Origin of the sequence: Bradyrhizobium sp. AUGA SZCCT0431, from assembly GCF_018131065.1 — a bacterium.
GTDB lineage: Bacteria > Pseudomonadota > Alphaproteobacteria > Rhizobiales > Xanthobacteraceae > Bradyrhizobium.
In genome coordinates this window covers 104,236-117,446 of the sequence record NZ_JAFCLR010000005.1, presented here as the reverse complement: position 1 = coordinate 117,446, position 13,211 = coordinate 104,236, and the positions used below count along the sequence as shown (strand labels likewise).

Annotated in this window: 9 protein-coding genes; 5 read left to right on the top strand and 4 right to left on the bottom strand. The window is 64.1% G+C overall.

The window, feature by feature from the left end; genetic code table 11:
• Positions 1-44 precede the first annotated feature (44 nt).
• Together JQ567_RS06345 and JQ567_RS06340 are read left to right on the top strand one after the other, a co-directional pair.
• Positions 45-1,556: a hypothetical protein gene (locus tag JQ567_RS06345; RefSeq protein WP_212438018.1), complete on the top strand. Its 1,512-nt coding sequence runs from the start codon at positions 45-47 to the stop codon at positions 1,554-1,556.
• A 59-nt stretch (positions 1,557-1,615) separates the two neighbouring features.
• Positions 1,616-2,788 carry a fumarylacetoacetate hydrolase family protein gene (locus JQ567_RS06340; protein WP_212438017.1) on the top strand — a complete coding sequence of 391 codons (1,173 nt, stop codon included), beginning with the start codon at positions 1,616-1,618 and terminating at the stop codon, positions 2,786-2,788.
• A gap of 121 nt (positions 2,789-2,909) precedes the next feature.
• Here the strand turns inward: JQ567_RS06340 and JQ567_RS06335 are convergent, their stop codons facing one another.
• Together JQ567_RS06335 and JQ567_RS06330 are read right to left on the bottom strand one after the other, a co-directional pair.
• Positions 2,910-3,125 (bottom strand): hypothetical protein, encoded by a 216-nt coding sequence (locus tag JQ567_RS06335; RefSeq protein WP_212438016.1) that lies wholly within the window; start codon positions 3,123-3,125, stop codon positions 2,910-2,912.
• 305 nt (positions 3,126-3,430) lie between these two features.
• Complete coding sequence (locus tag JQ567_RS06330; RefSeq protein ID WP_212438015.1) at positions 3,431-5,494, bottom strand: ATP-dependent helicase; 2,064 nt, start codon at positions 5,492-5,494, stop codon at positions 3,431-3,433.
• A 209-nt stretch (positions 5,495-5,703) separates the two neighbouring features.
• Between JQ567_RS06330 and JQ567_RS06325 the strand changes: the two genes are divergently transcribed.
• The 3 genes from JQ567_RS06325 to JQ567_RS06315 are packed head-to-tail and all read left to right on the top strand — an operon-like array spanning position 5,704 to position 9,304.
• Positions 5,704-7,737: a VTT domain-containing protein gene (locus tag JQ567_RS06325; RefSeq protein WP_212438014.1), complete on the top strand. Its 2,034-nt coding sequence runs from the start codon at positions 5,704-5,706 to the stop codon at positions 7,735-7,737.
• Positions 7,734-8,426, top strand: coding sequence for an endonuclease/exonuclease/phosphatase family protein (locus tag JQ567_RS06320; protein WP_312017357.1), 693 nt, complete (start codon positions 7,734-7,736; stop codon positions 8,424-8,426). Before JQ567_RS06325 ends, JQ567_RS06320 begins: the two co-directional genes overlap by 4 nt.
• 35 nt (positions 8,427-8,461) lie before the next feature.
• A complete protein-coding gene (locus tag JQ567_RS06315; RefSeq protein WP_212438012.1) occupies positions 8,462-9,304 on the top strand; it encodes a GNAT family N-acetyltransferase in 843 nt (280 codons plus the stop codon).
• A 5-nt stretch (positions 9,305-9,309) separates the two neighbouring features.
• On the opposite strand, the gene fsrB is transcribed toward JQ567_RS06315, so the two are convergent.
• Both fsrB and JQ567_RS06305 read right to left on the bottom strand, forming a co-directional pair.
• A complete protein-coding gene (fsrB, locus tag JQ567_RS06310) occupies positions 9,310-10,599 on the bottom strand; it encodes a siderophore utilization protein FsrB (RefSeq protein ID WP_212438011.1) in 1,290 nt (429 codons plus the stop codon).
• 25 nt (positions 10,600-10,624) lie between these two features.
• Positions 10,625-12,613 carry a TonB-dependent siderophore receptor gene (locus JQ567_RS06305; protein WP_212438129.1) on the bottom strand — a complete coding sequence of 663 codons (1,989 nt, stop codon included), beginning with the start codon at positions 12,611-12,613 and terminating at the stop codon, positions 10,625-10,627.
• Between the last annotated feature and the right edge of the window lie 598 nt (positions 12,614-13,211).

Here is a 13,211-nt window from a genome sequence, read left to right as displayed (position 1 = left end):
GCCGGGACGACGACGTCGAAATATCCGTGTGCTAGGCAGGGGCGATGAACAGCACGCCAGCCCTGCCAAAGCCTCGTATCGGTGCAATCGCCGCCGCTATCGTCCTTGGCATCGTCATTCTCCTGCTATGGGGCCTGCAGCTGGTGACCGTGGCCGGTCTCGGCCAGAGCGATGCGGCGGGCAACGGCCTCGCGCAGGCCTACGCGGCGATCCAGATGATCGTGCTGTGGCTGCTGCTGATGGTCCTGACGATTCTCGCCGGCGCCACAGGGGCAGCGCCCCGAGCCGCCAAGCTTGCCGCGCTGGTCATCGTTCCGGCCTCGGGTCTCGTGGCGTCGCTTGCTACTGATTTGCTCGCGCGCCCTTTCGTTTCACCGTTTTTGTGGCCTATCGTTATTCCGGCGCTGGTTCCGCCGCTGATCGTTATGTGGGCTCTGTTCGCGCTGTCGGCCGCGCGGTTGCGCGCAGGCACTATCCGGATTGTGGGCGGTGTCCTGCTGGCGATGATCGTTGCGGTTTGCGTCTCGATCTGGCCGCTGTCGCAGATGCGCAAGGCTGTGGACGATCAGGAGGCCGCGCGGCTGCAAAAATACGACGCCGATCTCGCCCGCATGGCCGCCAAAGCGCCGCTGAGGCAGTGGACGCCGTTTCTCGAGACGCGGGACGGGACCAAGCAACAGAAGGTGCTCGACAGTATTCGCAAGCTCGACCAGCGCCAGATCCAGGCCGAGGCGATGCTTGAGCGTGGTGACTTTCCGCTCCGCTATCTCGGCTTCTTCGATCTCGATCCGACGCCGGCGCTGTGTGTGAAAGCCCGCGCGCTGCTCGGCAAGCGCGCTGAATCGCTGGTGCTTGATAGCGCCAAGCCCCAACCCTATGCCGCGATCGCCGACCAGGTATCCGGCGCGCTCGCCGCGATGGGCTGGCTGGTCGGATATGGCTGTTCCTGCGATGCGGAATCGAAGGCGTGGGAAACCATGGCGAAGGCGTATACCGATCCCAGCTACGACGTCCACCGGCTGGCCGAGCTTCGTGACCCCAAACAATTGGGACGAATTGCGCGGGAGCGTCCGGAGCGCTTCTCGATGTTGAACGCGCAGTCGCATTTGCGGGGATGGCTCAGGTTTGTCGATGAGGCGGGCCTGCAGGCGCAGGCGCTGGCCGGTGCCCGCCAGGCGGGCAGCCGCACCGCCGACGCCGTCGAAATATTGCGCGACAAATACGACGAGGAAAGCCGCTGGAAACTGCAGCGCTTCCTCGTCAGGCTCGACCTCGAGGCGACGCAGCCTCTGTGCATGAATGCGCTGAGCGAGTTGCACGCCCAGTTTGCAAAAATCTACCGCCCGGCGCCGGCCGACGAGCCTCGGCCCTATTCCGAACTGCTGCAACGGCTGGGGACCAGCGAGCAGCTGCCCAATCTGATATGGCTGGCGCGGCATGGCTGCTCCGCCGGGGCCGAGCTGGATGACGCCATCGCGCTGGTCAACGCATATCAGGACTCGGCCGATCGGGCGAAAATGCTGGCAACGCTGGCCGCGCTTCGATCGGCGCGTTAGCGTCGTGGCCGCCGCGCGTGTAGAGTGATAAAAAATCAGTCGCAAGGGGAGACGAGTAAATGATCACACTGACCGCAAAAGACGTTCTGCCGGAAGACGGCGCGAGCGGCACGCTGGTGGGGCGGGTCTGGATGCCTGGTCTGGCGGGCCCGGCAGTAGCGGCGGTTCGTCCTGACGGCGTCTTCGATGTCAGTGCACGGTTCTCCACCGTCAGTGCCCTGTGCGAGGAGGCCAACCCCGCGGAGGCGCTGCGCGGCACCGCGGGGACGCGGATTGGCGATCTCGAAAGCATCGTCGCCAACACGCCGCCCGATCGCCGCGACCGGGTAAAACCCTGGCTGCTGGCGCCGCTCGATCTTCAGGTCCTCAAAGCCGCCGGCGTCACGTTTGCGATCTCGATGCTGGAGCGCGTGATCGAGGAGCGGGCGCGCGGCAATCCGGCCTCGGCGGACGCGATCCGCACGGAAGTGGTGCGGCTGGTCGGCGACGATCTTTCAAAACTCAAGCCCGGGTCGGGCGAAGCGATGAAGCTGAAGGCGGTGCTGATCGAGCAAAACGCCTGGAGCCAGTATCTGGAAGTCGGCATCGGTCCCGACGCCGAAGTGTTCACCAAGGCGCCGACGATGTCTTCCGTCGGCACGGGCATGGATGCCGGCCTGCATCCGAAATCGACCTGGAACAATCCGGAGCCGGAAGTCGTACTGGTCGTGTCGAGCCGCGGCGCGATCATCGGCGCGATGCTCGGCAACGACGTCAATCTGCGCGACTTCGAGGGGCGCTCGGCGCTGCTGTTGTCGAAGGCCAAGGACAACAACGCCTCCTGCGCCGTCGGCCCGCTGCTGCGGCTGTTCGACAATGGTTTTTCGCTCGATGATGTGCGCAAAATGGATGTCGGGCTGACCGTGAAGGGACAGGACGGTTTTGTCCTCGACGGCCATTCCTCGATCAGCAAGATCAGCCGCGACCCCACCGACCTCGTCGCCCAGACCATCGGCCCGGTGCATCAATATCCCGATGGCTTTGCGCTGTTCCTCGGCACGATGTTCGCACCGGTGAAGGACCGCGATGCGCCGGGCGAGGGCTTTACCCACAAGCGCGACGACATCGTCACGATCTCGGCGCCCCAGCTAGGCAAGCTTGTCAACCGCATGCGCACCAGCGACGAATGCGAGCCTTGGACGTTCGGCATCGGCGAATTGATGCGGAACCTGGCGAAGCGGAAGGTGCTTTGATCGATGGGTGCCGCTTCGTAGGGTGGGAAAAGCGTAAGCGTGCCCACCATCTCGAACCACGCAGGTGATGGTGGGCACGGCGCAAGGGCGCCTTTGCCCACCCTACAATCGTCGCCTGTGATTACGGCATCACGAGCGTAATCACGCCGTCCTCGACCACCCCGTCCTTGATGCCGTCGCGCGCCATCGACTCGATGACAGGCCATTTCTCGCGGAACAGAACCGACGCCTCCTGCATGCTTGGCGCGTCGACCTTGACGCAACAGGCCCGACGTTCACCGTCATTCGCGATCTGAAAGAAGAAATTGTAGCCACCCGGTTCCCCATCGCCATTCATCCGATTTCGTTCATGTCGCATTCAGTTGTCCCCTGATTTGCGTCGATCGGGGACCAGTTGCGTTTTTAATTTGGATTTTCGTGCGGCGCGATTGTGTCGCCGGAAATTTTCGCCGCACCTGTTGCAAACATAAGACAATTGGAACCAGCGCAGCTCCGCGAACTGCTCATCTCATTGGCAGATGCCTGAGTGTTGTCCAGCGGACTAGAGCCTTTTCCGTTCCGATGGAATCGGAGCGGGGCTCTAGATTCTGCTTTGACGCGTTTTCTTGACGCGACCCGGTGTCCACTTCGCTGGAAAACGCTCTACCGCCACATCCCGCGCATGCGGGCACCGACGTCAATGCGCGGACCATTGCTTGCGGGCCGGGAAGCGGCTCCCGTCACCGCGAGCGGCCAGGTCGTCTTGTCGAACAAGGCGAGCAGGCGGTCGGGAATGAAACGGGTTCTCGACGCATAAACGTGGCGGTCGCCCTTCGCGTGCTGCCCGTGCGTGAAGAAACGCTGCGGGACGACAAGATGCAGATCATCCTTGGCCCGGGTCATGGCGACGTAGAGCAGCCGTCGTTCTTCTTCGATCTCGGCCGTCGTTCCGGTGCCGAGGTCCGAGGGCATGCAGCCGTCGACCACATTGAGCACGAACACCGACTTCCACTCCTGGCCCTTGGCAGAGTGGATCGTCGACAGGATCAAATAGTCCTCGTCGAGCAGGGGAACGCCGGCCTGGTCGCTGGTGGCGTCTGGCGGATCGAGCGTCAGTTCGGTGAGGAAGCGTTCACGGGAAGCATATCCGCTCGCAATTTGTTCAAGCTGGACGAGGTCGGCGCGGCGGGTTTCGGCATCCTCGTGAATTCGGTCCAGATGCGGGTCGTACCACAAACGCGCGCGTTCGAGATCTGCAGGCCACGTTGAACGGCGCAGGTCCGCAATGACGGCGGTGAATGTTTTCCAGTCCTCGCCGGCGCGCGGCGGGATGGGCGCCTGCGCAAGCGCTGCAATCGGATCGGGATCGTCAGCCATGTGGTCAAGCACGCGCTGCGCCGAGGCGGGGCCGACGCCCGGGATCAGGTGCATCAGGCGGAAGCCGGCCACGCGGTCTCGCGGGTTCTCGACGAAGCGCAGCAAGGCCAGCATGTCCTTGACGTGGGCGGCATCGAGGAATTTGAGACCGCCAAACTTGACGAATGGGATGTTGCGCCGGGTCAACTCGACTTCCAGCGAACCGCTGTGACTGGATGTCCGGAACAGAACGGCCTGCTCCTTCAGCCGCGCGCCGGACTCACGGTTCTCCAGAACGCGCTCCACGATGCAGCGCGCCTGGTCGGCTTCGTCGCGCACCGTGACAAGCTGGGGTTTTGTCCCTGAATTCCGGTCGGTCCAGAGATTCTTGGTGAAGCGCTCGCGGGCCAGATCGATCACGCCATTGGCCGCGGCCAGGATGGCCTGTGTCGACCGATAGTTGCGATCAAGCGTGATGATGCTGGCCGGCGGCGAGAATTGCGTGGGGAAGTCGAGGATGTTGCGCACGGTCGCGGCGCGGAATGAATAGATCGCCTGCGCATCGTCGCCGACGACCGTGAGGCCGTGGCCGCCGGGCTTGAGTGCGAGCAGAATGGACGACTGCAGCCGGTTGGTGTCCTGGTATTCATCGACCAGGACATGGTCGAAGCGGCCGCCGATATCGTCGGCGATGTCAGGCTCGTTCATGGTCTGCGCCCAGTAGAGCAGGAGGTCGTCATAATCGAGCACGTTCTGGCGCTGTTTGGCCTCGACATAGCCGGCGAACAATTCTTTCAGTTCGGCTGCCCATCCGGCGCACCAGGGGAATGAAGCCCCCAAAACCTGCTCGATCGGCGCCTCGGCGTTGACGCATCGCGAGTAGATCGCAAGGCACGTACCCTTGGTCGGGAAACGGTTTTCGGTTTTGGAGAAGCCGAGGTCATGCCGGACCAGATTCATGAGGTCGGCGGAGTCCTCGCGGTCGTGGATCGTGAAGGCGGGGTTGAGGCCGATCTGGTCGGAGTATTCACGAAGCAGACGCGCGCCGATACCGTGGAAGGTGCCCGCCCAGGCCAGGGCATCGGTCATGATGCCGGCATTGTCACCCATCACCTTCCGCGCGATCCGTTCAACGCGTTTGGTCATTTCGGATGCGGCACGGCGTGAAAACGTCATGAGAAGAATGCGGCGGGGGTCGGCACCGCTGACGATCAGATGGGCCACGCGATGCGCAAGCGTGTTGGTCTTGCCGGATCCAGCTCCGGCAATCACCAGCAGCGGCGCAAACGGGCCCGGTCCGATCGCGCCATGCTCGGCCGCACGGCGCTGTTCCGGATTGAGATGGTCGAGATAGGCAGCGGCAATTGACACGAATGGTTCGTCCCCAGGAGCGAATCAACGGTCACTGATTCTCGCTTTGTTCGCAATGATCCCTCGCCATTGCCGGGGAGGGAACTCAGCAAGTTCCCGGGCGTTTGAATGGGATATGTGTCCTCATTCCGCAGAGGTGACGACTGCTTCAACGTGCATCGATTCTCGTCCCTGGCCAGACCATCTGGAAAAAGGGCGAAGCAAGCCGGGTGGCGGTGCTGAACGACGCGGCCGAATACTTCGCGGCCCTGCGGGACGTGCTGCTCCGTGCGGAGCGGCAGGTCTATATCGTCGGCTGGGATATTCACAGCGAGACCGACCTGGTGGGGCCGTCAGGCCGTGCCGAAGATGGATTGCCGGTCAGGCTCGGCGCCTTCCTGAAGGCCTTGCTGCAGAGCAAGCCGGCGCTGCGCATCAACGTCCTGACCTGGGACTTCGCGGCGCTATATGCCTCGGAGCGCGAATGGAATTCCGCCAAAAAATTCACTTCCGGATGTGACGGACGACTTCGCTTTTGCCTGGATGCCTGTCTGCCGCTGGGTTCCGCCCAGCATCAGAAGATCGTCGTGGTCGACAACGCGATCGCCTTCGTCGGCGGCCTCGACCTCACGATCCGCAGGTGGGACACCAGCGAGCACCGTCTCGATCATCCATTGCGCCGCGATCCTGACGGCAAACCTTACCCGCCATTCCACGACGTCCAGTGCATGGTCGAGGGATCGGCGGCTGCCGCGCTCGGCGAAATCGCAATGGCGAGGTGGACGACGGCCGGCTGCACCAGCGAACCTTTGCTGCCCGTCGCAGGCGATCATTGGCCGGCATCCGTACCGGCGCAGGCGCAGGCGATTACGGCCGGCATCGCGAGAACCGAACCGAAAACCGAGACCTGCGAGGAAATAGATGAGGTCGCCCGGTTGTTCGAGGCCTCGATCAACGCGGCGAACCGCTTCATCTATATCGAGAACCAGTTCACCAGCGCCAACGAGATCGCGCGGTCGCTGGCGCGGCGGATGGTGGACGTTCCCGCGCTGCGTGTTCTCATCGTGACCCCGAAGGGGCATTCGTCATGGTTCGAATCCCAGGCGATGCAGGGCGGCCGGGGAGGCTTCCTCGATCCGTTCGCTGCCGCCGGCGTCACCGATCGTCTCCGCATCCTCTATCCCTCGGTCGCCGATGAGAAATCATCCGCGGCTGTCATGGTGCACAGCAAGGTCATGATCGTCGACGACGGCTTTCTCCGGGTCGGCTCCGCCAACATCAACAACCGCTCCATGGGGGCGGATACCGAATGCGACCTGGCGTTCGAGGCGACGTCCGAACGTCACCGTGATTTCATCCGCAGCCAGCGGCGCCGCTTGATCGGGCATTTTTGCGGGCTGGACGAAGCTGTCATCGCGGACAACGAGGAAGACCTGTTTGGATTTATCGACCGCCATGCGGCGAGTGGTGCGGGCAGGGCGCTGGTGCCGATCGATTTCGAACATGCGCCGGCGCTGATCGGCCTCGTCCAGCCGCTCGCGGATCCAAGGCATCCGCTCAACCTCCAGCGCGCCGCGCGGCGGATGTGGAACGGGCGTACCGTGATGGCGGCGGCCGGCACCGCGGCCGCGCTGGCCGGGCTGGCCCTTGCCTGGCGCTATACGCCGCTCAGCAGCTACACCGATCTCGGATACGTAGCCTCGCTGATTTCGCAGCACGCGCAATCGGCATTCGCGCCGCTCTATGCGGTTGCGCTGTTCGTGCTGGGCGGGCTGGTGGTATTTCCGGTGATCGTCCTGATTGCCGCGACGGCGGCGGCGTTGGGGCCCTGGATCGGCGCCCTCAGCGCCACGGCCGGGGTCCTCATGAGCTCACTGCTGCTGTTCATGATTGGCCGTCTAATGGGCCACAAACGCCTTCAGGCGGTACTCGGCGCCCGCGCCCTGCGGGTTCAGAACCGCATCGCCGGCCGGGGTGTTGTCGCGGTGGCGATGATCCGGATGGTCCCGATTGCTCCCTTTACGCTGGTCAACCTTCTGGCCGGCGCGAGCCAGCTCCGACTGAGCGACTTTCTGATCGGAACCCTGCTTGGAATGGCGCCGGGCATCATCACCATGGCCGCGCTGGGCGCGCAGATCGCGGATTTCGCCAGGAATGCCTCATGGTCGAACATCGTGCCGCTCGGCCTGACCATCGTGCTGTGGATCGCCGTTTGTCTCGCGGTCCAGTTCCTGGTGACCTGGCTCAGCGGTCGGCGAACGTGACGGGTACGCTGCGCGTCATGACATGGAACGTGCACGGCACGTTCAATCTCAATCCCGATTTCGACCTTGAAGGGGTCTGTTCGGTCATTGAGAAATGGTCGCCCGATGTCGTGGCCCTGCAGGAAGTCGACTCGCGCGGACGCCTCGACGATGTGTTCGGACGGCTGGCGGATGCCGTCGGCGAGCACCGTGTGGAAGCCCACTCGATCGTCACGCAGGACGGCCATTATGGCCAGGTCCTGCTGAGCCGATGGCCCTTCGCCTGCGAACCCACAGTGACCGACGTCTCCTATCAGGAGAGGGAACCGCGCCGGGCGATTTCCGCGCGCATCCTCGCACCGATCGGCGAGGTGAATGTGGTGGCGACCCATCTTGGTCTGAGCATGCACGAGCGTTACGCGCAGGCGCAGGCGCTCGCCGCGCTGGTGAATGCGCCCTGGACCATCGTCCTCGGTGACTTCAACGACTGGTTCTGGTTCAAGTCCGTGCGCCGGGCGCTGGCAGCGCGATGTCCGGTTCGAACGCGCCTGCGGACGTTCCCGTCGCGATTCCCGGTCCTGCGCCTCGACCGCATCTACGCCACCCCGAGCGGGACGATGGTGAAGGCGTGGACCGATCGCGAGGCCAGAAGTTGTTCCGATCATCTGCCGGTTATTGCGGACATCGCGTTTTCTCATGCTAATTTGTGATATCGGTTGATGACTGCATCTGAGCGATCGCCGCCATGGAAAGTTTGCGCATCCGGCCGATGCGGCCGGACGAAATCTCGATAGCCGTCGATTGGGCGGCGGCCGAAGGGTGGAACCCGGGCTTTGCCGACGACGCCTGCTTCGCAACCGTTGATCCCCAGGGCTTCTTCATCGGCGAGCTCGATGGCGCGCCGGCGGCGACGGTTTCCTGCGTCAATTACAGCGATCATTTTTCCTTCCTCGGTTTCTATATCGTGCGCGCGGATCTGCGCGGCCGCGGCTACGGTCTGCGGATATGGAACGCGGCCATCGCACATGCGGGCCCGCGCGTGATCGGGCTCGACGGCGTGGTCGCGCAGCAACAAAACTATCGGCGGTCCGGGTTCGAACTGGCTTATGCCAACGTCCGTTACGGCGGCACCGTCGCGGCTCCTTCTGTGCGACAGCAGGGTATCGTCGCGCTCGCCGAAATTCCGTTGGCGGCTGTGGAGGCCTACGACGCGACCGTGTTTCCGGCGCCGCGCCCCGGCTTCCTGCGCGCCTGGATCGGTTCTCCCGGGCATAGCGGCCGCGCGCTGCTGCGCGATGGCGCGCTTGCCGGATGGGGCGTGATCCGTCCATGCCGGCAGGGCCACAAGATCGGGCCTTTGGTCGCCGACGACCGCGCCGCCGCCGAGGTGGTTCTGTCGGCTTTGCTGGCCGATGTGGGCGGCGGCGAGATCTTCCTCGACGTTCCCGCGATCAACCGCGACGCCGTCGCGCTGGCGCAGGACCTCGGGCTCACGCCGGTGTTCGAGACGGCGCGGATGTATACCGGCACGATCCCGCCGTTGCGTCTGGAACGGGTGTTCGGCGTCACGACCTTTGAGCTCGGGTAGCGACGCTATTCCGCGGGCGCGAGCTGTCCGCCAGGGCGTGTCGCCGTGGTCTCGCGCACCCGGACCCGGGCACGGCGCTTGCGCCACCAGATCACGACGCCGGTCACCGACAGCGCCGCAACCACCAGCCCCATGATCGAGATCAGGATGCGGCCGGGCAGCCCGACGATACGGCCGGAATGCAACGGGAACTGCGCCTGCACGAAGATGTCGGCGGCGGTGCCGACCCACGGCAGTCGCGCGCCGATCGGGCGTCCGTCCTCGCTGTCGTAATAAAGCTGCGCCGGGCCGACGCCGCCGGTGCCATGATCGTCGCCGGGGTGGAAGAAGGCGGCGGCATACACGCCGTGCGCCGGGCCGTAGTTGATCGAGCCGACCGGCGTCGTCCAGCTGCGGCTCTTGCCGTCGGCCGCCGCCCGCGCGGCGATGTCGGCAAAGCTGACCTTGGGTTCGATCGGATCGTCAAGATGCCGGTAAGGACGTTGCTCATAGGGCGTCGGGGTGTAGTCCGACACCGTCTTCATCAACGGCGAGAACACCTCGAAATACAGATTGAGCGAGAACGCGGTGAAGGCGATCACGAACAGCAGCGCCCAGGTCCACAGGCTGAAGGCGCGGTGGATGTCGAAATTGATCCGGTAGGTGCTGCCCGAGGTCTTGATCTTCCAGGCCGGCGCCCAGCGCGCCCAAAAGCCACGGCCGAGCTCGCGCTCGACGGCAGGTGCGCGGCCCGCCCGGGCGCGGCGACGCGACGGCAGCGTCAGATAGAAACCGACGAAGCAATCGATGGTCCAGATGATGGCGATGACGCCGAGCACGCGCATGCCCCAGCGGTCGCTGCCCCAGAACTCCGGAATGTGCATGGTGTAGTGCAGCTTGTAGAGGAACGAGACGAAGTTCTCGCGCGTCACCGGCCACACCGCGCCCCAGTAGCGCCGCCCGAGCTCTGCGCCGGTGTTGGGATCGAGGAATATCTGATTGTAATCGAGGCTGAATCGCTTGCCGGTGACGGGATCGATCCGCGGCAGCACGAAGAACCACAGCGAGTGGTTTTTTTCCGGCGTCATGAACATGTGGATGACGCGTGCGCGGGGATCGCGCTGCTCGATCAGCTTGACGAGATCGACGGAGGGAATCGCCGGACCGCTGCTGGTCACGTCGAACAGCTGCTTGTTGAGCACGTCGTCGATCTCGTGATCCCACGAGATGATCGCGCCGGTAATGCCCGAGAAAAACAGAAAGCCGGCCGTGAGAAGGCCGGCCCAGCGATGCAGTCGCCCGAAGATCGATCTCATGGCGTTCGCCCGTGTTGGGGTTGCCTCACCATCGATAGGTTACCTTGCCGATCGCCTTGCGCCCCTCCGCGTAGAAGCATCCCGACAGGCTGTAGCAGGCGGCGACATAGCGCGTGTCGGCGAGATTGGTGACGTTCAGCGACAGGCGCCAATTGTCCTTGTTGTAGGCGAGCAGCGCATCCAGCACGGTGGCCGCTTCGACCTTGAAGGTGTTGGCGTCGTCACCCCAGGTCGCGCCGACATAGCGGATGCCGCCGCCGAACTGGACCCCGGCAAGCGGCCCGCTCCGCAGCGTGTAGTCGCTCCACAGCGAGGTGCGGTTGAGCGGCACCGTGGGCGGCGCCTTGCCGACATTTACCGGGTCCTGCGTGATGACGGCGTCGACATAGGCGTAGGCGGCGCGCAGGTTCCAGCCGTCGGCCAGCGACACCGTGCCTTCGAGCTCGATGCCGCGCGACTTCACCTGGCCGGTCTGTTCAGCGGTATAGAGCGGTGGCGGGTATGTAACGACGTTGGAGCGCGTCAGGTCGAACGCCGCGAACGTGAACAGGGCGTTCAGGCCGACCGGCTGGTACTTGACGCCGACCTCATACTGAACGCCGGTCTCGGGGTTGAGCAACTGGCCCGCCGCGTTGGTCGCCAGCACCGGCAGGAAAGATTCGGAATAGCTGAAATATGGCGCGATTCCATTGTCGAAATTGTACATGACCGCTGCGCGGCCGGTGAATGCCGAGGCGTCGGTCGTGGCCGAGGTGTTGAAGAGACCGCTGTCAACCTTCGTGGTGACGAAATCCTGGCGGCCGCCGAGCTGGAACGAGAGCCGGCCGAGCTTGATCTGGTCCTGCGCATAGAGCCCGACCTGCGATTGCTTGATGCCGGTGTTGTCGCTCATGGCCCCAATGGCCCAGTCGTAGCTGTAGACCGGGGCGAACACGTTGATCTCGGGGGCCGAGGTCGTCACGCCATAGGCGGTGTCGCGGAATGAGGTGTTGCGGTAGTCGATGCCCACCAGCGTCGTGTGGCTGAGGAAGCCGGTGGTGAACTTGCCCTGCAGTTGATTGTCGACCGCGAAGGAATTGATGTACGAGTTGCTCGTGCTGCCGTAGCGCGCAAGCAGACCTGCAGCCTCGTTGGTGTAGCCGCCGCCATAGAACACTTTTTCTTCGTTGTGCTGGTAGGCGTAGCGCAGGTTCTGCCGGAAGGTGACGGCGTCGCTGAAGTCGTGCGAGAGCTGGTAGCCGGCGGTCGCAATCTCGGTGTTGAAAGCGTCGAAACTGGGTACGCCCGCGAAAAACGAGACCGGGATGGTGCGACCGTTATTGGGCCACACCGTGCCCGAAGCCGGCAGGAACTGCAGTCCCCATCCGGCCCGATCCCTCTGATAGTTGGCCAGGAAGGTGATGGTCGTGTCCTCGTTCGGCTTGAAGGTGACCGCCGGCGCGATGAAGACGCGGTTATCCTTGGTGAAGTCGACCTGCGTCTCGCCATCGCGAACGACGCCGGTCAGCCGCCACAGCACGGTGCCTTCCTTGTTGGCGGGACCGCCCATGTCGAACTGGCCCTGATAGCGGTTGAAGCTGCCGCCCGAGATCGAGGCTTCACCGAACTGCTGCGCGGTCGGCAGCTTGGTAACGTAATTGAGGATGCCGCCGGTGCCGCTGCCGCCATACATCGCCGACGACGGCCCCTTGAGGACCTCCAGCCGCTCGGCACCGTATGGATCGAGACCGTTGAAATGTACGTAGTTGCTGGACGGCACCCGCAGGCCGTCGATGTAGAGACCCGGCATGGTCATGTCGAAGCCCCGGATCTGCAGGCCACCGAAGCGCGTGTCTGAACCGCCGTTGACATCGCCGCTAACGCCGGCGGTGTAGCGCAACGCCTCACCGATCGACACCGCGCCCTGGTTTCTGACCTGGTCGGTGGTGACGACGGAAATCGATTGCGGGGTTTCGATGAGCGGCGTGTCGGTCTTGGTCGCGGTGCCGGAGCGGGTCGCGACGAAGCCCTGCACCGGACCATTGGCGCGCTCGCCGGCGCCGGGACCCGATGGGATCGCAGCCGGCGCCGCTTGCGGCGCGCGGGCTGCGCGATTGGCGCGCGCGCCGCGCGTGGTTGCCGCGCGGCGGGACGGCTGGGCGGTGGCCGGGCGCGCCCGCTGCTGCGGCGATTCCACTGTGATTGGCGGCAGCGACGATTGCGCCAGCGCGGCGCCCGTCGGCAGGGCGAGGGCAAATCCGCTGACTGCCCCGAGGCAGATCATCCGTATCAGTTGAAGTCGAGTGGCGAAAGGCGAGTTTAGCTCTTTTGGTATCACGCTGCGATGTATCCTGAAGCCTGCCGGCTTGGCCGGTACGATTTTTTTGAGGCCTCGCTCTAACGCAGGCTTCTTCGCAGTGCGATGGGCGCTAACTAGAATCGCTCCAGATTGAGAAGTTCCGTTTGCGGGGGGCCGCAACTGACGTGTGCAGACCAACAACGCAAATGCGGGCTAGCGCGGGCAATACTTTAGCAATCGCACGTGCGGTGGGATGCGGTGGCCGCTGATGTTGCGACTGACGAGCGTGGCTGAAGCGGACCGGGAAGTCGTGTGGTCCTGACGCCGCGATGCT

Bases quoted from the DNA above. Each gene is read 5' to 3' on its own strand.
- JQ567_RS06345 (WP_212438018.1), top strand. From the start codon at position 45: ATGAACAGCACGCCAGCCCTGCCAAAGCCTCGTATCGGTGCAATCGCC.
- JQ567_RS06340 (WP_212438017.1), top strand. From the start codon at position 1,616: ATGATCACACTGACCGCAAAAGACGTTCTGCCGGAAGACGGCGCGAGC.
- JQ567_RS06335 (WP_212438016.1), bottom strand. From the start codon at position 3,125: ATGAATGGCGATGGGGAACCGGGTGGCTACAATTTCTTCTTTCAGATC.
- JQ567_RS06315 (WP_212438012.1), top strand. From the start codon at position 8,462: ATGGAAAGTTTGCGCATCCGGCCGATGCGGCCGGACGAAATCTCGATA.
- fsrB (WP_212438011.1), bottom strand. From the start codon at position 10,599: ATGAGATCGATCTTCGGGCGACTGCATCGCTGGGCCGGCCTTCTCACG.